Source organism: Nocardia nepalensis, from assembly GCF_048910785.1.
GTDB classification, from domain to species: domain Bacteria; phylum Actinomycetota; class Actinomycetes; order Mycobacteriales; family Mycobacteriaceae; genus Nocardia; species Nocardia nepalensis.
This window is the reverse complement of record NZ_JBKBET010000020.1, coordinates 1,248,451-1,268,316: the sequence shown is the minus strand read 5'-3', so window position 1 is coordinate 1,268,316 and position 19,866 is coordinate 1,248,451. Positions and strand designations below refer to the sequence as shown.

Here is a 19,866-nt window from a genome sequence, read left to right as displayed (position 1 = left end):
CGCTACTTCGATCGCGCGCGGCGTCCCACCCGCACCACCGGCAACGGCTGCCCGGGTCCGGCCACCAACTGCTCGGCGATATCGGACGTGATGAGCACGGCAGCGGTGAGCGCGACAACGGCGATGGCCGGCAGTGCCGACGACACCGCCGCGACCAGGATCAAGCCCGCGGCCGCCGCGATGCGGGTCGTGGCCACATTGCCGAGCATCCGCCACCGGTTCACCACCAGGGCGACCAGGAACAGCGCCGCACCGCCGGGCGCCAGTGCGGCGGCCACACCATGCGCGGTATGACCTGGATCGGCGACCGCATGACCCAGCCCGACGGCCACCGCGACCAGTCCGGTCACCAGCGCTAAATGCCCATAGCTCAGCACATCTCGCACGATCAGCCCCGGCGACGGCATGGTCGCCAGTGCATACTCGAGCAGTCGCGCGGAGCGGTGGAAGTAGATCCACCACAGCCCGGCGCCGACCAGGAAGGCCAGTATCAGCGAGGTCACCACCGCTGGATCGAGGTCGGTCGAGGAGGCCTGTGCGCCCGCGTCGACCACCGATTCGCCCAGGGCAATGATGATGAACAGGCCGAACCGCTCCACCAGATGCGATGCGCCGATGGTCCGATCGCGCAGCGCCCGGCTGTACAGCAGCGGCGCACCCAATTGCACCACGAGCGCCCCGGTCCAAGCCCAGATGCGCGCATGCTCGGGCAGCGGCGAGCTCGCGAAAATCGCTATGCCGGTGACCAATCCGATGCTGAACGGATTGATGGTGGTCGAGAACCCATTGGTGCGGGTGACCGCGACGAACAACGCGATCCGCAACAGCAGATGCGCGCCCGCGAAAACCGCTGCGGCCCCGCGTGGCTGGTCCAGTGCGGCGGGTGCGGCCACGGCCATCAGGAAGATGCACAGCCCACAGCCGAACAGGACGAGACGTTGAGCATTGGTCTCCTCGACGGTGTTCACCAGGATGGTGACGCCGACCCAGCCCCACCACAGCGGTGCGAGCAGGACCAGTGCGTGGCCGAGGGTGGCGATCGAGGTGTGGTGGCCGAGCACATGCGCGGTCTGCGTGATCGCGAAGACCAGGACCAGGTCGAAGAACAATTCCGCCCAGGTGGCGCGGGCATGTGGTGTTGCGGTAGTGGATTCGGCAGGCTCGCTCATCGAAGTCTCGTACTCGGTGACACAGGAAGTACGAGCCTAGATGGCGCTCAGCGTTCCGGGTTGTCCCGGTAGGCAGGTGCTTTGGTGGTCCCGGTCGGGGTCAGCGTGCGCAATAACGGCAGCGTCCGGTGCGCGATCACCGTCGAAAGCACGATCACGCTGTGTGAGCGCACCACCGAACTCGTCCGGTCGATACTCAGCAACACCGCTTGCAGCCCAGCGTGTGAATCCGCGCCGATCCGGCACAGCACGTCACCGGAGCCGGTGGTCGCGTACGCCTCGATCACCCCGGGAATCGCTTCGAGTTCGGCCGCCACCATATCCAGCGCACCCTGCGCGATCTCCAGCGTGACAAAGGCCTGTACGTCGAAACCCGCTGCAGTGACATCGATCTGCGGATCGTAGGAGGCGATGACGCCCGACTCCTCCATCCGTCCGATGCGCGACTGGACGGTGGCCCTGGCGACCCGGGTGCGCCGGGACAGCTCGAGAACGCCCGCCTTCTGATACTCGTGCATCGCGGTGAGGATGGCGAGATCGAGTTCATCCAGCTTCGCGGGCATGCGCGACATGACGGCCTCCGTTCGGGGCGCGACCGGCGTGGTGCAGGTCACTCTGAGCTATTCAAATTGTCCAGCATCAGGGGGGAGTTCCTAGCCGAATTCGCCACAGTGTCTATCGAAAATCGGTGATGTTGCCTATCCGAGGGGGCGGCGATTTCCTTGGATCATGACCATCGAGCACCTGCCGAACTCCCAGCGACAGAGCGGCCCGCTGCCCACCGACGGTGAGCTGCGCAGGCTCGTCGGACTGGTCGATCACGACGACAGCGTCGATCCGTTTCCGGTCATCGGCTGGGACGCGCTGGTCTGGGTGGTCGGCAACGCGACCCAGACCGCGCACTTCCTGGAGTCCGCCTTCGGCATGCGGTTGGAGGCATACTCGGGTCCCGAGACCGGCAACCGCGATCACAAGGCCTATGTGCTGCGCAGCGGCGCGGCCAGGTTCGTCATCACGGGCGCGGTGGCCCCGGACAGCCCGCTGGTCGCCCACCACGACCGGCACGGCGACGGCGTCGTCGATATCGCGCTCGAGGTTCCGGATGTGGACCGCTGCGTCGAATGGGCGCGCATGCACGGCGCGACGATCCTGGTCGAACCACATGACGACACAGACGAATTCGGCACCGTCCGTTCCGCGGCGCTGGCCACCTACGGCGAGACCAGGCACACACTGATCGACCGCTCCGAGTACTACGGGCCGTATCTGCCCGGGTATATCGCCCGCCGCTCCGGCTATCAGGCGCGTCCCGGCACCCCGACCAGGCTGTTCCAGGCCATCGACCATGTCGTCGGCAATGTCGAGCTCGGCATGATGGATCAGTGGGTCGAGTTCTACCGCCGCGTCATGGGTTTCACCAATATGGCCGAATTCGTCGGTGACGATATCGCCACCGAATACTCGGCGCTGATGAGCAAGGTGGTGGCCAATGGCAACCACCGGGTGAAGTTCCCCCTCAACGAACCCGCGGTGGGTAAGAAGCGTTCCCAGATCGACGAATACCTCGAGTTCTACCGCGGCCCCGGCGTACAGCACATCGCGCTGGCCACCAGCGACATCATCGAATGCGTCGACGTATTGCGCCGCGAGGGCGTCGAATTCCTCGAAACACCCGACACCTACTACTCCGACCCCGAACTTCGCGCGCGCATCGGCCACGTCCGCGTCCCGGTGCGGGAGTTGCAGCGCCGCGGCATCCTGGTCGACCGCGACGAGGACGGCTACCTGCTGCAGATCTTCACCAAACCGCTCACCGACCGCCCGACCGTCTTCTTCGAACTCATCGAGCGGCACGGCTCCCTCGGCTTCGGCAAGGGCAACTTCAAGGCCCTGTTCCAGGCGATCGAACGCGAACAGGCGGCCCGCGGAAACCTCTGATCCTGCCCGGTCGGTGCAGCCCGCCACCGCACGGCGGGCTGCACCCCGGGTTCCGCCGGTAGAGTTCACGGCATGCGGATCCCGTGGGCGATCGTCACCGGTCTGGCCTTGGCATTGACGCTGTCGGCCTGCGGCTCGGACGGTGACTCCGATTCCTCCAACACCCAGCTGCGCCCGCCGCCGAAGGTCGCGACGCTCGGCCCGTTCGTCGGCGAGTGCGGCCATGTCACCGATCAGGAGGTCCGCGATCTCGCCGGGCTCAACCAGCTCGCGCGGGTATACCGGAACTCCGTCGGCTGCAACTTTCAATCCGCCGGAATCGCTTCGCCCAGTGTCACTTTCGCGTCCTACCGGGGTAGCCCGATAGATCGCGAGAAGGCCTGGGTCTCCAATGTCGGCCGCGCTCCGGAGACCATCGATGTCGGTGGTCGCAAGGGATTCCAGGCGCTGGACCCCAGCGGATCGGTCTGCGATCTCGCGGTGCAGCTCGACGACGACTTCTTCGAATGGTCGATGTCCTATGGACTGTTCACCCAGCAGGGCAATCCGTGTGACCGGACCCGCAAGCTGGCCGAGTTGACCGTGCAGCGGCTGCAGTGAGGGGAGACAGATGAGTTCACGTCCCGGCCTTCGGGTCGCGGCCGTCGCCGCGGCGGTGTGCGCGGTAGCGCTGACCGCCGGTGGCTGCGGTAAGACCGTCCAGGGTTCGGCGCACCCCGCGGGCGGCAGCGGAGCCACCACGGTCAATAGCAATTTCGACAAGTTGCTGCGCGAATGCGAGGTGGTCGGGCTCGACCAGATCGGTTCGGCGGTGGGCAATGCGAAGGTCGTCTCGCCGTCGTTCAACGGCGCGGTCTGCATGTGGGACGTCGAGGACGCGCCGGGCGGCTCGGCCATGGTGACACTGAACTGGTTCGAGGAAGGCTCGCTGAACAACGAGAAGTCCAATAACGACAAGCTCGGCTACAGCACGGAGAACATCACCGTGCAGGGGCGGCGCGGTCTGAAGACGACGCGTCCGAACGATCCGGACTCGTGCGGGGTGAGTGCGGGCGCCGCCGACACCGGCATCATCGGCTGGTGGATCAACTACCGTCCCGGCGGCCATCCGGACCCGTGCGCCGGCGCCCAGAAATTGGTCGAGTTGACCTTGAATCTGGCACGGTAGCCTGGCTGGTGGTAGTGGCACGGTGGATGTGATAACCGACCCCACTTTGACCCTGTGTTGCGCCCACGGGTATCGTGGATCGCTGTGCCCGGAAGCATGCGGGCAAGTTCGTGCGCAAACGTAGGCCAGCGAGAGCGGCTGACCTTTCCGGCGTGCCCGGAATTCGGGATATGTCTTGCGCGCGACACGCCCGACCTCGGGACGCGAGAAACGTGGCCGGACGTGCGAGTGAAAGCTCGATGACAAAGACATGAAGTTCCAGACACCGCGTTAACTAATTAAGGAAAGCCGGTCTATGCCAACCATCAACCAGCTGGTCCGCAAGGGTCGTCGCGACAAGGTCGCCAAGACCAAGACCGCGGCCCTCAAGGGGAGCCCGCAGCGTCGTGGCGTGTGCACCCGCGTGTACACCACCACCCCGAAGAAGCCGAACTCCGCGCTGCGCAAGGTCGCGCGTGTTCGCCTGACCAGCGCGGTCGAGGTCACGGCCTACATCCCGGGTGAGGGTCACAACCTGCAGGAGCACTCGATGGTGCTCGTTCGCGGCGGTCGTGTGAAGGACCTTCCGGGTGTCCGTTACAAGATCATCCGTGGCTCGCTCGACACCCAGGGTGTGAAGAACCGCAAGCAGGCCCGCAGCCGTTACGGCGCCAAGAAGGAGAAGAGCTGATATGCCACGCAAGGGCCCCGCACCCAAGCGTCCGCTGATCAACGACCCGGTCTACGGTTCGCCGCTGGTTACTCAGCTGGTCAACAAGATCCTGCTGGACGGCAAGAAGTCCACCGCCGAGCGCATCGTCTACGGCGCGCTGGAGCAGGCGCGCGAGAAGACCGGCACCGATCCGGTCGTCACCCTCAAGCGCGCGCTCGACAACGTCAAGCCGTCGCTCGAGGTCAAGCCTCGCCGCGTCGGTGGCGCCACCTACCAGGTGCCGGTCGAGGTTCGTCCCGGCCGCGCCAACACCCTTGCGCTGCGCTGGCTGGTCAACTTCTCCCGCGCTCGCCGCGAGAAGACCATGGTCGAGCGTCTCGCGAACGAACTGCTCGACGCCAGCAACGGTCTCGGTGCTTCGGTGAAGCGCCGTGAGGACACCCACAAGATGGCCGAGTCCAACCGGGCCTTCGCGCACTACCGCTGGTGACGTCTGCCCGGCCCGTCGTTTTCTGGGTCGGGAGGCACAGTCGGAATGCGGCACTTACCTGCCGCTTCCGGCGTTGACATAGAGACGACCACAGGGTCGTCCCCGAAAATCCCAACTAGCTACGAGCGGGGAAGATTTCCGTGGCACAGGACGTGCTCACCGACCTGAACAAGGTCCGCAACATCGGCATCATGGCCCACATTGATGCGGGCAAGACGACCACAACTGAACGCATCCTCTTCTACACCGGCATCACCTACAAGATCGGTGAAGTCCACGATGGCGCCGCCACCATGGACTGGATGGAGCAGGAGCAGGAGCGTGGTATCACCATCACCTCCGCGGCCACCACATGCTTCTGGAACGACAACCAGATCAACATCATCGACACCCCCGGGCACGTCGACTTCACCGTCGAGGTGGAGCGGTCGCTGCGCGTGCTCGACGGCGCCGTTGCGGTGTTCGACGGCAAGGAAGGCGTCGAGCCGCAGTCCGAGCAGGTGTGGCGTCAGGCCGATAAGTACAACGTGCCTCGGATCTGCTTCGTCAACAAGATGGACAAGCTCGGCGCGGACTTCTACTTCACCGTGCAGACCATCAAGGACCGTCTCGGCGCCAAGCCGTTGGTCATCCAGCTGCCGATCGGCGCCGAGGACACCTTCGAGGGCATCGTCGACCTGGTCGAGATGAATGCCAAGGTCTGGAAGGGCGAGACCAAGCTCGGCGAGAAGTACGAGATCGAAGAGATCCCGGCCGACCTCATGGAGAAGGCCGAGCAGTACCGCCAGGAACTGCTCGAGACCGTCGCCGAGTCGGACGAGGCGCTGCTGGAGAAGTTCTTCGGCGGCGAGGAGCTCTCGATCGAGGAGATCAAGGGCGCCATCCGCAAGATGACGGTCAACTCCGAGCTGTACCCGATCCTGTGTGGTTCGGCGTTCAAGAACAAGGGCGTGCAGCCCATGCTCGACGCCGTGATCGACTACCTGCCGACCCCGCTGGACGATGGTGGCACCGACGGCCACGTCCCGGGCAAGGAAGAGGAGATCATCCACCGCGACGCGAGCACCAGCGAGCCGTTCGCCGCGCTGGCGTTCAAGATCGCCGTGCACCCCTTCTTCGGCAAGCTGACCTACGTCCGCGTGTACTCGGGCAAGGTCGACTCCGGCGCCCAGGTCATCAACTCGACCAAGGGCAAGAAGGAGCGTCTGGGCAAGCTGTTCCAGATGCACTCCAACAAGGAGAACCCGGTCACCGAGGCCGTCGCGGGCCACATCTACGCGGTCATCGGCCTGAAGGACACCACCACCGGTGACACCCTGTGCGATCCGCAGAACCAGGTCGTGCTCGAGTCCATGACCTTCCCGGACCCGGTCATCGAGGTCTCCATCGAGCCGAAGACCAAGTCCGACCAGGAGAAGCTGGGCACCGCGATCCAGCGTCTGTCCGAAGAGGACCCGACCTTCTCGGTCAAGCTCGACCAGGAGACCGGCCAGACCGTCATCGGCGGCATGGGCGAGCTGCACCTCGACATCCTCGTCGACCGCATGCGGCGCGAGTTCAAGGTCGAGGCGAACGTCGGCAAGCCGCAGGTGGCCTACCGCGAGACGATCACCAAGCCGGTCGAGAAGCTCGAGTTCACCCACAAGAAGCAGACGGGTGGCTCCGGCCAGTTCGCGAAGGTCATCATCGCCCTCGAGCCGTTCGTCGGCGAGGACGGCGCGACCTACGAGTTCGAGAACAAGGTCACCGGTGGCCGCGTGCCCCGCGAATACATCCCTTCGGTGGACGCGGGCGCGCAGGATGCCATGCAGTACGGTGTGCTCGCGGGCTACCCGCTGGTGAACCTGAAGGTCACGCTGCTCGACGGCGCCTACCACGACGTCGACTCGTCGGAAATGGCCTTCAAGATCGCCGGCTCGCAGGCCCTGAAGGAAGCGGCCCGTAAGGCCGGTCCGGTGATCCTCGAACCGCTGATGGCGGTCGAGGTCACCACGCCCGAGGATTACATGGGCGATGTGATCGGCGACCTGAATTCCCGCCGTGGCCAGATCCAGGCCATGGAGGAACGCAGTGGTGCCCGTGTCGTCAAGGCGCTGGTTCCGCTCTCGGAGATGTTCGGTTACATCGGTGATCTGCGGTCGAAGACCCAGGGCCGGGCGAACTACTCCATGGTGTTCGATTCGTACGCGGAGGTTCCGGCCAACGTGTCGAAGGAGATCATCGCCAAGGCGACCGGCGAGTAAGTCCGATTGGGGCAAGTGCAAGACTTGCCCTATCAGCCGGGAGTCAGCACGACCCCCAATTTGTAAACCGCACTGCTGCAACTGCACGCACCAACAAGTCCAGGAGGACACCAAGTGGCGAAGGCGAAGTTCGAGCGGACGAAGCCGCACGTCAACATCGGCACCATCGGTCACGTCGACCACGGCAAGACCACGCTGACCGCAGCGATCACCAAGGTGCTGGCTGACAAGTACCCGGATCTGAACGAGAGCTTTGCCTTCGATCAGATCGACAAGGCGCCGGAGGAGAAGGCTCGTGGTATCACGATCAACATCTCCCACGTCGAGTACCAGACGGAGAAGCGCCACTACGCACACGTCGACGCGCCGGGTCACGCCGACTACATCAAGAACATGATCACCGGTGCGGCGCAGATGGACGGTGCCATCCTCGTGGTCGCCGCTACCGACGGCCCGATGCCGCAGACCCGTGAGCACGTGCTGCTCGCTCGTCAGGTCGGTGTGCCCTACATCCTGGTCGCCCTGAACAAGGCCGACATGGTCGACGACGACGAGATCCTCGAGCTCGTCGAGATGGAGGTCCGCGAACTGCTGGCCTCGCAGGAGTTCGACGAGGACGCGCCGGTCGTGCGTGTTTCCGGTCTGAAGGCGCTCGAGGGCGACCCGAAGTGGACCGAGTCGGTGCTGGAGCTCATGGCCGCGGTCGACGAGTCCATCCCGGACCCGGTTCGTGAGACCGACAAGCCGTTCCTGATGCCGGTCGAGGACGTCTTCACGATCACCGGTCGTGGCACCGTCGTCACCGGTCGTGTCGAGCGCGGCATCATCAACGTGAACGAGGAAGTCGAGATCGTCGGCATCCGCGAGAAGAGCACCAAGACCACCGTCACCGGTATCGAGATGTTCCGCAAGCTGCTCGACCAGGGCCAGGCCGGTGACAACGTCGGTCTGCTGGTTCGTGGTATCAAGCGCGAAGATGTCGAGCGTGGCCAGGTCGTCGTGAAGCCGGGCACCACCACCCCGCACACCGAGTTCGAGGGTCAGGCCTACATCCTGTCCAAGGACGAGGGTGGCCGCCACACCCCGTTCTTCAACAACTACCGTCCGCAGTTCTACTTCCGTACGACTGACGTGACGGGCGTGGTGACCCTGCCCGAGGGCACCGAGATGGTCATGCCCGGTGACAACACCGAGATGTCCGTCAAGCTGATCCAGCCGGTCGCCATGGACGAGGGTCTGCGCTTCGCGATCCGCGAGGGTGGCCGCACCGTCGGCGCCGGTCGCGTCACGAAGATCATCAAGTGATTCACTGAATCGCTTTCGAACGGCGTCGCTCCGAAAGGGGCGGCGCCGTTCGGCGTTTCGGGGAGTATCTGGTGAAAAGGTGGGGTGGGCAGGGGGTTTCGGGTCTATCGTCGGAGTGAGGCTCTCGAGGTTCGTGCGGGGCCGCTCTTGCCGTTGGGGACCTCGCCAGATATTCACGCAAGTCCACGAGGGGGCTGCACAGTGGCGAAGGCGAAGTTCGATCGCACGAAGCCGCACGTCAACATCGGCACCATCGGGCATGTTGACCACGGCAAGACCACGTTGACCGCGGCGATCACCAAGGTCTTGGCGGAGAAGTATCCGAATCTCAATCAGGTGTCCGCGTTCGACCAGATCGATAAGGCGCCGGAGGAGAAGGCGCGCGGCATCACGATCAATATCGCGCATGTCGAATATCAAACGGAGCGTAGGCATTACGCGCATGTGGATGCGCCGGGGCATGCGGACTATGTGAAGAATATGATCACCGGCGCGGCGCAGATGGACGGTGCGATTCTGGTCGTCGCCGCGACCGATGGGCCGATGCCGCAGACTCGCGAGCACGTGCTGCTCGCTCGTCAGGTCGGGGTGCCCTACATCTTGGTCGCACTGAACAAGGCCGATATGGTCGACGACGAGGAAATCCTCGAGCTCGTCGAGCTGGAAGTCCGGGATCTATTGGCCGCCCAGGAATTCGACGAGGACGCACCGGTGGTGCGGGTCTCCGGTTTGAAGGCGCTCGAGGGTGATCCGGTGTGGAAGAAATCGATCCTCGAGCTGCTCGACGCGGTCGATGCGGCGATTCCGGAACCGGTGCGGGACACCGATAAACCGTTCCTGATGCCGGTCGAGGATGTCGTCACGATCACCGGTCGCGGCACCGTTGTCACCGGTCGCATCGAGCGCGGCACGATCAAGCTCAATGACGAAGTCGAGATCATCGGCATCCGGGACAAGCGCACCAAGACGCACGTCACCGGGATCGAGATGTTCCACAAACTCCTCGACCAAGGCCAAGCGGGCGATGCCGTCGGCCTGCTACTGCGCGGCGTGCGGCGCGAGGACGTGGAGCGCGGCCAAGTGGTCGTGAAGCCCGGAACCATCACGCCCCATACCGAATTCGAGGGTCAGGTCTACATCCTGTCCAAGGACGAGGGCGGCCGCCACACCCCCTTCTTCAACAATTACCGCCCCCAGTTCTACTTCCGCACCACCGACGTCACCGGCGTGGTAACCCTGCCCAAGGGCACCGAAATGGTCATGCCCGGCGACAACACCGAAATGTCGGTCAAGCTGATCCAACCCATAGCCATGGACGAGGGCCTGCGCTTCGCGATCCGCGAGGGTGGCCGCACCGTCGGCGCAGGCCGAGTAATCAAGATCCTGAAGTGATTCGCCCACAATCCCCGAACGGCGCCGCCCCCGACGCCGTCCGGGTCCGGTCATCAGCACCGGAAAGGCAAGGCACTCCTCGACGCGTTCATGCCTGTTGCGCCGACAATTGTGGGACTGCTCGAGGCCGGTGAGAAGGCCGTTCGGTGTCGTCGCGTACTCAGCAGTTGGTTGGTGGCGGGTCGCCGCGGAAGCGGGCGGCGAGCCAGGCCAGGGCCGATGGCAGTCCGAGTACGGCGGCCGTCAGATGTTCGGGGGAGAAGGTGAGTTCGGCTTGCACCGGGACACCGGCCGCGCAATACCGTCGGTTGACATTGACGATCGAGTCGACGGGAATGAGCGGATCGTTGGGCGAATGCCATTCCAGGATCGGCATATTCGGGATGCCGTCGAAGAGTTCCAGACTGTTCTCCTCGACTACCGCCCTGGCGTTCCCATCGCCGGTGAGGGTCATACTGCTCGCGAAATCGCGGACGCTGTGCCATGCACCGGTGGAAAGGATTTCGTTGGTGCACCCGTTGGCCAATGCTTTGCGCGCCGCCACCCCGTGCGCATTCAGGTAATTGCCGATCGGAAAGCGGTCCGGATATTCCCGTTCCAGTCCGATAGCGGCCGCCATCAACAGTCCGAACGCAGGATGCGGATTGAGATTGACGGTCTCCAGCATTCTCACCAGATTCATCGGCACACCGCCGGTCGCGGCGCCCACGATTTCGAGTTCCGGCGCGTACTTCGGCGCCATCGCGGCGGCGAATGCGGTGGCCATACCGCCGCCGGAATAGCCGGCCATCGCGATCGGGCTGTGCGCGGCGTCGAGTTCGGGAACCTGGCGTACGGCCCGAATTCCGTCCAGGGTGATCTGGCCGCCGAGCCGGGCCGCGCCGTAGGCGAGGTACGGCCCCAGATGATCGGGCAGCGCGATGCTCCAGCCGTTCAACAGCAGCGCGTTGAGCAGCACCGCCTCGCGGACCTGCAGATTCGGATCGGAGGTGTACAGCACCCGCGATACCGCGCACTGCGTGCCGAGGCCGTTGATGATGTGCTGATAGGACAGGACCGGTCCATCGGGGCGGTGCGAGCGCGGCGTCAGCACCGTGGTCGTCGCCGCGATCGGCTGACCGGCGGAATTGGTCGAACGGAATTTGATCAGTGCGACGGCGGTTTCCGGAAAAATCAGCAGCGGTGGCATCGCCCGCGTCGCGAGCACCTCACCCGGCTTCTTATTCGCCAGATCCGGTGGCGCCGCGTAAAAAGGGTCGGGGTCCGGGTCCGGATAGATCGGTGCGGCCTGGGCGACGGTACCGCTCAGGGATGTGGTCGAGGCGCCGACCAAGAGGCCGACAATCAATGCGCGCATCGCGAGACCGGTGAGATCTCGAAGGATTCGATTGATCTCCACAAGCGCAACTTGTATCACGCGCAATGGATCGCCTTGGTGAAGGCGCGCCTTTCAGAATCGCTCAGCCGAGCTGTGTCATACCCGCCGCGACAACCCGCGCGACATTGAAAATTTCATCCGCGGTCGGCAGCGGCAGCCCGTCGAGCGCGTGCAGCCGATCGCTGCTGGCAATGGCGAACATCGCCGAAACCCAGGCGGCCGCACAGGCGCGCAGCGTGCCGGGCTGAACCGGAACGGGCGCGCTGGCCTGCAACACCCGGACGGTGACGTCGAGCAGCTGATCGCGCAGGCGGCGCAATTGGCGTCGGACGTCGGGATGGGTATCGGCCTCGCGCCACATGATGACGCGCAGCACCGACGAATGGTGATCGCGCAAATTGAGCGCGGCATCGAGATTGACCAGGCTGGCCGCCGGATCGCCCGGCGCGACCACCGTGCCGATATCGCCGATCGGCTCCGCGGGCACCCGCTCGGCCATCAGCGCGGACAGGATCGAATCCTTGGTGGGGAAGTAGTAGAAGACCAGCCCCTTGGGGACACCGGCGCCCTCGGCGATTGCCGCTGTGGCGGTCGCGTCGAATCCCTGTGCCGCGAAAAGTTTTTCCGCGGCATCGAGAATGAGCTGACGGGCGTCGCCGTCGACTTTCGCGCTACGACGACGCCCGCCGCGCCGAGGCTTCGGCATCTGCATCAGTGATGCGGCGCCATATCGTGCAGCCGACCCGACACCGTCGGCAGCGCCGCCACCGCGACCACTACCGTCACCACGCCCACTACCCATGCGGTCCAGGATGCACCGTGGAAGTCGGTGTAGCTCATTGCCCATGGGGAGACGAACAGCAAAGCGCCGAACAGGCCCATCGCAAAGTCGGCGGCCGACAGGGTCGCCCGGTACATCTGCGCCAGACCGGTGAGGGCGATGAGCACGCCCAAGACGATCAGCGACCACATGGCGTTGGTGTTCGTGTCCACCCACAGGGGTGACAGCGCGGTAAAGACGCCGAGCACAACGGCCAGGAGGTCCTGCGCGCGACTTTCGGTGAACATGGTGTGCCTCCTCAGGCTCTGAAGTGTTCCCCTGATTCAGATCTAACTCTGATTGACCGCCCGATCAATATAGATATGGACACGATTGCGCACCGATCGGTCGGTAACCGGTGTGGCGGCCCTCACGGTGGTCCGCAACCAAGCGAAGGTTAGGGTGAGCTGCGTGTCACCGTCAGTAACGGATGACAATTCGACCCGGCGCCTGTGCGGCGCTACCGAAGGGAAGGCCGCATGAGCGAGCGCAGCGAGCGAATAATTAATACAGCCGAGCACTCGCTCGTGCCGGAGCCGAGCGCCAGCGAGGCGGAGGCATGAGCGAGCGCAGCGAGCGAAAAATTGATACAGCCGAGCACGCGCTCGTGCCGGAGCCGAGCGCCAGCGAGGTGGGGCCGATCGTCATTGTCGGGGCCGGTCTGGCCGGTCTGCGCACCGCCGAGGAGTTGCGTCGCGCCGGATACGAGGGCGAGCTGATCCTCATCGGCGAGGAGTCGCGGCTGCCCTACGACCGCCCGCCGCTGTCCAAGCAGTTCGTGCGCGGCGAGACCGACGACACCACGCTGCGCCCCGCCGAATTCTTCGACGAGAAGCAGATCGACCTGCGGCTGAACACCGAGGCGGTCGGCGTCGACACCGCCGCGCGTCAGGTGCGCCTGTCCGATGGCGGCACGCTCGGCTACGACCAGCTGATCATCGCGACCGGTCTGCAGCCGCGCCGCCTGCCCGGATTGCCCGATCTGCGGGGCGTGCACGTGCTGCGCGGACATGCCGACGCCACCGCATTGCGCGCCGAATTGTCCCGCGCCGGTACCGCGCTGGTGGTCGGCGCCGGATTCATCGGCTGTGAACTCGCGGCGAGTTTCCGGGCCAGCGGTGTGCAGGTCGTCCTGGTCGAACCGCAGCCGACGCCGCTGGCCTCGGTGCTCGGCGAGCAGATCGGCGCGCTGGTGGCCCGCATGCACCGGGCCGAGGGCGTCGACCTGCGCTGCGGCACCGGCCTGGACACCTTCCTCGCCGACGACACCGATCGGGTGCGCGGCGCTCTGCTCTCCGACGGCAGCGAGGTGGCCGCCGGTCTGGTGGTCATCGGCGTCGGATCGCGTCCGGTCACCGAATGGCTCGCCGATTCCGGTATCGCGCTGGCCGATCCCGCGGCCGGTGGCGGTGTGCTCGCCGACGAGGTCGGCCGCACCTCGGTCGAGGGTGTGTGGGCGGTCGGCGATGTCGCCGCCTGGCTGCACGAGACCGGGCTGCGCAAGCGCGTCGAGCATTGGACCAATGCGGGTGAGCAGGCGAAGCTGCTGGCCTGCGCGCTGCTCGGCGCGGAACCGCCGACCGCGGCGCGGGTGCCGTACTTCTGGAGCGACCAGTACGACGTGAAGATCCAGGCGCTCGGCACACCGAGCGCCAACGACGATGTCCACATCGTCGCCGACGACGGCCGCAAATTCCTCGCCTACTACTCCCAGAACGGCCGTCTGACCGGCGTGGTGGGCGCGGGGATGACCGGTCAGGTGATGAAGGCCCGCGCGAAGATCGCCGCGGGTGCGCCGATCGCGGATCTGCTCGCGGCCACCCAGCCGTAGCCGCGGGTCGCTCGGAACGACCACCCGGCGGCCGAGTAGGGCGTGAACAGCCGCTGTAATACGGTGGTCGGGTGATCGTCGCGCTCATCGATTCCGGGCTGGGGTTGCTGCCCACGGCCGCCTGGCTGCGCAAGCTGCGGCCGGATGTCGACCTGCTGCTGCAGTTGGACCCGGATGGCGCGCCGTGGGGTCCCAAGCCCGAGCAGTGGGTGACCGACCGGGTGGTCGATGCCGCGCGGAGTTCGGTTCGGCTCGGGGCGGAAGTGATCGTGCTGCCGTGCAATACGGCCAGTGTGACCGCGTTGGAGCAGGTCCGTGCGGAGGTCGGATCCGGCATTCCGGTGATCGGCACCGTCCCGGCGATCAAACCCGCGGCGGCGGTGTGCAAGTCGGTCGCGGTGTGGGCCACCGCGGCGACCACCGCCAGTCGGTACCAGGCGGATCTGATCGCCCGCTTCGGCGGTGACGCGAAGGTGCTCGGCATCGCCTGCCACGGTCTGGCGGATTCGATCGATCACGGCGATCTGGTCGCGGCCCGCGATTCGATCGCGCGCGCGGCCGAACAGACTCCGGCCGATGTCGAGGGGGTCGTGCTCGGCTGTACGCACTACCCGCTGGTCATCGATGCCATCGTCGCCGCACTGCCCGATGGCGTTCGGCTCTTCGACAGCGCGCAGGCCGTTGCGGCACAGACGATTCGGCGCATGGATGCGCTCGGCCGGCCGACCACCGGCAATGGCGTGGTCCAGGTGTTGAACAGCGGTCGGCCGGGCGAATTGCCGGTCAGTGCGGCGGCTTTCGAATCGGGTCGGATTCTGGGCGCCCAGGCATAGATCGGCCGCACGGTTCCACGCCGGCGTTGAATGACCTCGGCCTGACCGATGATGGGAGGTTCATCGATGGCGACAGCCCTGCCGACCGCCGCCGAGGTCCAAGCGGCGCTGGCCGAGGTTGCCGACCCCGCCGATGCCAGCCATCTGCAGCGGTTCTTCAAGTCCGGGCCCGGTGAATACGGTGAAGGCGATGTCTTCATCGGTGTGCGGGTGCCGGTCACGCGATCGATCGCGAAACGCTTCGCGGCACTTCCGCTCGACGAGATCGACACGCTGCTGGACAGTGCGGTGCACGAGGACCGGCTGGCGGCGCTGATCATTCTCAATGCCGCATTCGCCAGGGCGGCCGCGCCGCGCACGCTCGATCTCGACGGGCAGGCCGCGATGGTAGAGCTCTATCTCGCCGCGGTGCGCCGGGGCCGGGTGAACAACTGGGATCTGGTCGACGTGTCCGCCGAGAATGTCATCGGCCCGTGGCTGCTCGACCGGCCACGCGAGCTGCTCTTCGAACTCGCACGCGCGGATTCGCTCTGGCAGCGCCGGGTGGCGCTGCTGTCGACCTTCGCGTTCATCAAGGCGGGCGATGCCTCGACCACCTTCGACCTCTGCGAACGACTACTCGACGACCGCCGCGATCTGATCCAGAAGGCGCTCGGCTGGATGCTGCGTGAGGTCGGCAAGCGCATCGACGAGCGCCTACTGACCGGCTTCCTCGATGAGCACGCGGCCGATATGGGCCGCACCGCACTCGGTTACGCGACCGAGCGCCTCGATCCCGCGCTGCGCGCCCACTACCGCGAGCGGTAACCGGTTGTGCCGGATCAGAATTGGATGCGCAGGCGGTCGGTGACCGGATGCGCCTGGCAGCCGAGGATGTAGCCGTTCTCGATATCCTCCGGATCGAGGATCTCGGCATTGTCCATCTCGACCTTGCCCTCGAGCACCGTGCAAGCGCAGGAACCGCATTCGCCCTCCTGGCAGGAGTACGGCACATCGAGACCCTTCGACAGCATGATGTCGACCAGGGTCTGCTTGCGCGGCCACTTCAGCTCGTGCACCTCGCCGTCGAGTTCGACCTCGACGGTGGCCGCATCGGCGGCCTCCTCGTCGGTCACCTCGACCGGCGCCTGATCCGCGAACGGGTCTCCCGCAAGGGAATTGAACACCTCGGCGTGCGTGCGCGAACGCGGCACATCGAGTTGGGCCAGTGCGTCGTGCACCCGGTCCATGAACGGCTTCGGTCCGCACATGAAGGCGTGGTAGCTCGCGTACGGCGCGACCAGAGTGGCGAGGGCGTCGGTGGTCGGCAGTCCCTGCAGATACTCCAGCCAGTGGATCACGGTGATCCGCTGCGGATGCTTCTCGGCCAATTCGCGCAGCTCGCCGGCGAAGATCACCGATTCGTGATCGCGATTGGCGTACACCAGCACGATTCGGCCGTTTCCGCGCGCGAGCGCCGATTTCAGGATGGACATCACCGGCGTGATGCCGCTGCCCGCGCCGAACAGCAGCAGATCGTCGTCGAGGTCTTTCGGCGTGAAAACGCCGGAGGGCGGCAGTACTTCGATCTCGTCGCCCGCTTTTACGTTGTCGCAGACCCAATTCGACCCGTAGCCGCCCGCGGTGCGCTTGACGGTCACCTTGGGGCGGTCGTCGGTGTAGGGCGAGCTCGCCAGTGAGTAGCAGCGCGCCACCGAGCCGGTGAGGTCGCTCGGAATGCGCAGGGTGAGGAACTGCCCCGGCTGATAGCTGAAGCGTTCGCGCTGTTCGTCGGGCACGTCGAAGACCAGCGAACAGGTGTCGGCCGTTTCGGCGATGACCGCGTGTACCCGCAGCACGACCGAACGCGACCCGTGTGGAACTTCGACAGTGGTCATTTCGTCCTCTCGAACAAAACTAGAACGTGTTTCAGTTTCATCGTACGTCGGGATCCGGCTGGCGGACAAGCTGGGCCTCGAGACCGGCGATGAGCACTTCCATGCCGAAGTCGTAGGCGTACTTCCCGCGCAGGTCCGCCATGTATTTGGTGGCCCGCTCCACCGACTCCGGCAATGCGACCTCCGACAGCGGCGACCGGTCCCGCGGATTCACCCGTCGGCGGCCGAACAGATAGGTGTGGATCGTGGCATACGCGGCGAGCACATTGCGGTCGTTGAAACCCGCCTCGAACAGGATCTCCATCACCGCGGCGATCAGATCGAGCTGTTTGCCGAGCATCTGCTCGATCAGCACATCGCCGAGGCCGGGATGTTTGCGCAGCTTCTCGTCGATCTGGTCGATCAGATCGCGCAGCCGGTGCTGCCACGGTCCGGAATCGGCCGATGGCTTGCGAACTCCGGTCAGTGCCGCGGTGGCGACGAGGTCGAGCAGCTCGCGCTTGTCGGCGACGTAATAGTACGGAGCCATGGGGGAAACTCCGAGTTCGCGCGACAGCCGTCGCATCGACAACTTCTCCACGCCGTCCTCGCGAACCACCCGCAGGGCGGCCTCGACGATCTCGGACTCCGACAGCGCGTTGCCGCCGCCCCCGCTCGTCTGCATTCGTCCGACTCCCATGCCACCTCTACCAATGCGGGCGATCTCGCCCGTCACGTCCTGTTCAGCTGCTTGCCACCCGCAGTCTAGAGCCCGCCCTCCGCGGCTCGGTCGTCGTGTGCGGGGAGCCGGACCTGCGGCGACGCGCGACGCCGGAGCGCCCCGATTCGTAGTGGATGCCAATTGGCATACTGAAACGTGTTCCATTTTGTCAGCTTGTGACGTTATTGTGTGAGCACGGCTACACCTGTGGCCGCGGTAACTGGTCGCATCTCGGAGGTAGGCATGCCGGAGCACGGATCCATCGGACACACCGATACCGACAACACCGGACGGATCGGGACGGTCGAGTCCCGGTCGATCGAGGAGACGCCACTGGTCGAGGAGACCCTCATCGAAGAGGTCTCCATCGACGGTATGTGCGGCGTCTACTGACGGGCGGCGCGACCATGCTCGATCTCGATACCCGATGGGAGCTGCATCCGCGGGTGGCGCTGCGACCGGAGTCGTTCGGCGCGCTGCTCTACCACTTCGGCACGCGCAAGCTCTCCTTTCTGAAGAGTCCTCGGATCCTCGAGATCGTGCGGTCGCTGCCCGCGCATGTCTCGGCGCGCGCGGCACTGCATGCGGCGGGCGTCTCGGACGAACATGCCGGACAGTATGTCCGGGCCCTGGCGCAGCTGGCCGATTCGGACATGATCAGGCCGGCCGCCCCGGGCAGTGTCCCGACGCCCGCGCTCGCACCGCTCCCGCTCGCCGGGCAGCCACCCGCCGCCGCGGGTGGGCGACTGATCGATAAGTTCGAAACCGGTCTGGCCGCACCGATCTGCCTGACCTGGGAGTTGACCTACGCCTGCAATCTGTCCTGTGTGCACTGCTTGTCCTCCTCGGGCCGTCGCGATCCGCGCGAGCTGAGCACCGAGCAGTGCAAGTCGCTGATCGACGAGTTCGAGCGCATGCAGATCTTCTACGTGAATATCGGCGGCGGCGAACCCACTGTGCGCCCGGACTTCTGGGAGCTCGTCGACTACGCGACCGCGCACCACGTCGGAGTCAAATTCTCCACCAACGGAGTTCGCATCACGCCCGAGGTCGCCGCGCGCCTGGCCGCCAGTGACTATGTGGACGTGCAGATTTCGCTGGACGGCGCGGATGCCGAGGTCAATGATGCCGTGCGCGGACCGGGTTCCTATGCCATGGCGATCCGGGCGCTGGAGAATCTGGCGGCGGCCGGATTCCGGGACGCGAAGCTCTCGGTGGTCGCGACCCGGCACAATATCGCCCAGCTCGACGAGTTCAAGGCGATCGCCGATAAGTACGACGCCACACTGCGTTTGACCCGCCTGCGGCCCTCGGGGCGGGGCGCGGATGTCTGGGACGAACTGCATCCGCTCCCGGAACAGCAGCGGGTGCTCTATGACTGGCTCGTACGCAACGGCGAGGGCGTGCTCACCGGCGATTCGTTCTTCCATCTCTCCGCATTCGGCCAAGCGCTGCCGGGCCTGAACATGTGCGGTGCGGGTCGCGTGGTCTGCCTGGTGGATCCGCTCGGCGATGTGTACGCCTGCCCCTTCGCCATTCACGAGAAGTTCCTGGCCGGAAATGTGGTGGCGGACGGCGGTTTCCGCACCGTCTGGCGGGAATCGGAACTCTTCGCCGAACTGCGCGAGCCCAGTGGCGGCGGCGCGTGCTCCGGCTGCGCCCACTACGACTCCTGCCGCGGCGGCTGCATGGCGGCGAAGTTCTTCACCGGCCTGCCCGCGGACGGACCGGATCCGGAGTGCGTGCAGGGCTACGGCGAGGCGGCGCTGGCCGAGGCCGGGCGGATGATCCCGCGCTCGTCGGTCGACCACTCGCGCCGCACCGCGCCGAGCCGACCCGGCTCGCGTAAGCCGGGTCCGATTCCACTGACGCTGTCGGTATCTCGCCCCGCCCAGGAACGTCTGTCCCCGGAGCGGCGACCCGCGCGCGCCTGCGACGAGAGTCCGCTGACATGACTCCGGGGCGGTAGCCAGACATGCGCTGCGCGATCAATCGACGATGGCTATCGAGTGAAAAGGCGATGGTTGCCCTCTTGTTGCCGGATGTCCTCGGCGAGTCGCTCGCGACCCG

Annotated in this window: 20 protein-coding genes; 13 read left to right on the top strand and 7 right to left on the bottom strand. The window is 65.6% G+C overall.

Annotation, left to right across the window (positions count from 1 at the left end; genetic code table 11):
- Nucleotides 1–2 precede the first annotated feature (2 nt).
- Nucleotides 3–1,169 carry a low temperature requirement protein A gene (locus tag ACHQ4I_RS16755; RefSeq protein WP_420772625.1) on the bottom strand — a complete coding sequence of 389 codons (1,167 nt, stop codon included), beginning with the start codon at nt 1,167–1,169 and terminating at the stop codon, nt 3–5.
- Between the two features lie 47 nt (nt 1,170–1,216).
- Nucleotides 1,217–1,741: an Lrp/AsnC family transcriptional regulator gene (locus ACHQ4I_RS16750; RefSeq protein ID WP_420772624.1), complete on the bottom strand. Its 525-nt coding sequence runs from the start codon at nt 1,739–1,741 to the stop codon at nt 1,217–1,219.
- 157 nt (nt 1,742–1,898) lie between these two features.
- Here ACHQ4I_RS16750 and hppD point away from each other — a divergent pair, with 157 nt between their 5' ends.
- The 8 genes from hppD to tuf (ACHQ4I_RS16710) all read left to right on the top strand — a co-directional run bounded on the left by hppD (nt 1,899) and on the right by tuf (ACHQ4I_RS16710) (nt 10,357).
- Nucleotides 1,899–3,107, top strand: a complete 1,209-nt coding sequence (hppD, locus tag ACHQ4I_RS16745) for a 4-hydroxyphenylpyruvate dioxygenase (RefSeq protein ID WP_420772623.1) — start codon at nt 1,899–1,901, stop codon at nt 3,105–3,107.
- A 72-nt stretch (nt 3,108–3,179) separates the two neighbouring features.
- Entirely contained in the window at nt 3,180–3,707 is a 528-nt protein-coding gene (locus ACHQ4I_RS16740) for a DUF3558 domain-containing protein (RefSeq protein WP_420772622.1), read from the top strand.
- Between the two features lie 10 nt (nt 3,708–3,717).
- A complete protein-coding gene (locus ACHQ4I_RS16735) occupies nt 3,718–4,275 on the top strand; it encodes a DUF3558 domain-containing protein (RefSeq protein WP_420772621.1) in 558 nt (185 codons plus the stop codon).
- A gap of 295 nt (nt 4,276–4,570) precedes the next feature.
- Complete coding sequence (gene rpsL / locus ACHQ4I_RS16730; RefSeq protein ID WP_014353064.1) at nt 4,571–4,945, top strand: 30S ribosomal protein S12; 375 nt, start codon at nt 4,571–4,573, stop codon at nt 4,943–4,945.
- Between the two features lies 1 nt (nt 4,946).
- Nucleotides 4,947–5,417, top strand: a complete 471-nt coding sequence (gene rpsG / locus ACHQ4I_RS16725) for a 30S ribosomal protein S7 (RefSeq protein ID WP_014353063.1) — start codon at nt 4,947–4,949, stop codon at nt 5,415–5,417.
- Nucleotides 5,418–5,557: 140 nt separating this feature from the next.
- The gene (gene fusA, locus ACHQ4I_RS16720; RefSeq protein WP_420772620.1) at nt 5,558–7,660 is read left to right on the top strand and encodes an elongation factor G; all 2,103 of its coding nucleotides are present in this window, start codon (nt 5,558–5,560) and stop codon (nt 7,658–7,660) included.
- Between the two features lie 114 nt (nt 7,661–7,774).
- Entirely contained in the window at nt 7,775–8,965 is a 1,191-nt protein-coding gene (gene tuf / locus ACHQ4I_RS16715; RefSeq protein ID WP_420772619.1) for an elongation factor Tu, read from the top strand.
- Nucleotides 8,966–9,166: 201 nt separating this feature from the next.
- Complete coding sequence (tuf, locus tag ACHQ4I_RS16710; protein WP_420772618.1) at nt 9,167–10,357, top strand: elongation factor Tu; 1,191 nt, start codon at nt 9,167–9,169, stop codon at nt 10,355–10,357.
- Nucleotides 10,358–10,517: 160 nt separating this feature from the next.
- Here tuf (ACHQ4I_RS16710) and ACHQ4I_RS16705 read toward each other — a convergent pair whose 3' ends face one another.
- The 3 genes from ACHQ4I_RS16705 to ACHQ4I_RS16695 all read right to left on the bottom strand — a co-directional run bounded on the left by ACHQ4I_RS16705 (nt 10,518) and on the right by ACHQ4I_RS16695 (nt 12,803).
- Nucleotides 10,518–11,714 (bottom strand): lipase family protein, encoded by a 1,197-nt coding sequence (locus tag ACHQ4I_RS16705; protein ID WP_420772617.1) that lies wholly within the window; start codon nt 11,712–11,714, stop codon nt 10,518–10,520.
- 103 nt (nt 11,715–11,817) lie between these two features.
- Complete coding sequence (locus ACHQ4I_RS16700) at nt 11,818–12,441, bottom strand: TetR/AcrR family transcriptional regulator (RefSeq protein ID WP_420772616.1); 624 nt, start codon at nt 12,439–12,441, stop codon at nt 11,818–11,820.
- A gap of 5 nt (nt 12,442–12,446) precedes the next feature.
- On the bottom strand, nt 12,447–12,803 hold the full coding sequence (locus tag ACHQ4I_RS16695; protein ID WP_420772615.1) for an SPW repeat domain-containing protein: 357 nt from the start codon (nt 12,801–12,803) through the stop codon (nt 12,447–12,449).
- A gap of 311 nt (nt 12,804–13,114) precedes the next feature.
- On the opposite strand from ACHQ4I_RS16695, the gene ACHQ4I_RS16690 reads away from it, so the two are divergent.
- The 3 genes from ACHQ4I_RS16690 to ACHQ4I_RS16680 all read left to right on the top strand — a co-directional run bounded on the left by ACHQ4I_RS16690 (nt 13,115) and on the right by ACHQ4I_RS16680 (nt 16,026).
- Entirely contained in the window at nt 13,115–14,386 is a 1,272-nt protein-coding gene (locus tag ACHQ4I_RS16690; RefSeq protein WP_420772614.1) for an NAD(P)/FAD-dependent oxidoreductase, read from the top strand.
- A 71-nt stretch (nt 14,387–14,457) separates the two neighbouring features.
- Nucleotides 14,458–15,219: a glutamate racemase gene (locus ACHQ4I_RS16685; RefSeq protein ID WP_420772613.1), complete on the top strand. Its 762-nt coding sequence runs from the start codon at nt 14,458–14,460 to the stop codon at nt 15,217–15,219.
- A 66-nt stretch (nt 15,220–15,285) separates the two neighbouring features.
- Nucleotides 15,286–16,026 (top strand): DNA alkylation repair protein, encoded by a 741-nt coding sequence (locus ACHQ4I_RS16680; RefSeq protein ID WP_420772612.1) that lies wholly within the window; start codon nt 15,286–15,288, stop codon nt 16,024–16,026.
- Nucleotides 16,027–16,040: 14 nt separating this feature from the next.
- Here ACHQ4I_RS16680 and ACHQ4I_RS16675 read toward each other — a convergent pair whose 3' ends face one another.
- Nucleotides 16,041–17,096 (bottom strand): 2Fe-2S iron-sulfur cluster-binding protein, encoded by a 1,056-nt coding sequence (locus tag ACHQ4I_RS16675; protein ID WP_420772611.1) that lies wholly within the window; start codon nt 17,094–17,096, stop codon nt 16,041–16,043.
- Nucleotides 17,097–17,133: 37 nt separating this feature from the next.
- Nucleotides 17,134–17,760 (bottom strand): mycofactocin system transcriptional regulator MftR2, encoded by a 627-nt coding sequence (gene mftR2, locus ACHQ4I_RS16670; protein ID WP_420772610.1) that lies wholly within the window; start codon nt 17,758–17,760, stop codon nt 17,134–17,136.
- A gap of 354 nt (nt 17,761–18,114) precedes the next feature.
- On the opposite strand from mftR2, the gene mftA reads away from it, so the two are divergent.
- Nucleotides 18,115–18,189: a mycofactocin precursor MftA gene (mftA, locus tag ACHQ4I_RS16665; protein ID WP_330257481.1), complete on the top strand. Its 75-nt coding sequence runs from the start codon at nt 18,115–18,117 to the stop codon at nt 18,187–18,189.
- A gap of 14 nt (nt 18,190–18,203) precedes the next feature.
- Nucleotides 18,204–19,751 (top strand): mycofactocin radical SAM maturase, encoded by a 1,548-nt coding sequence (gene mftC, locus ACHQ4I_RS16660; protein WP_420772730.1) that lies wholly within the window; start codon nt 18,204–18,206, stop codon nt 19,749–19,751.
- The last annotated feature ends 115 nt before the right edge of the window (nt 19,752–19,866 follow it).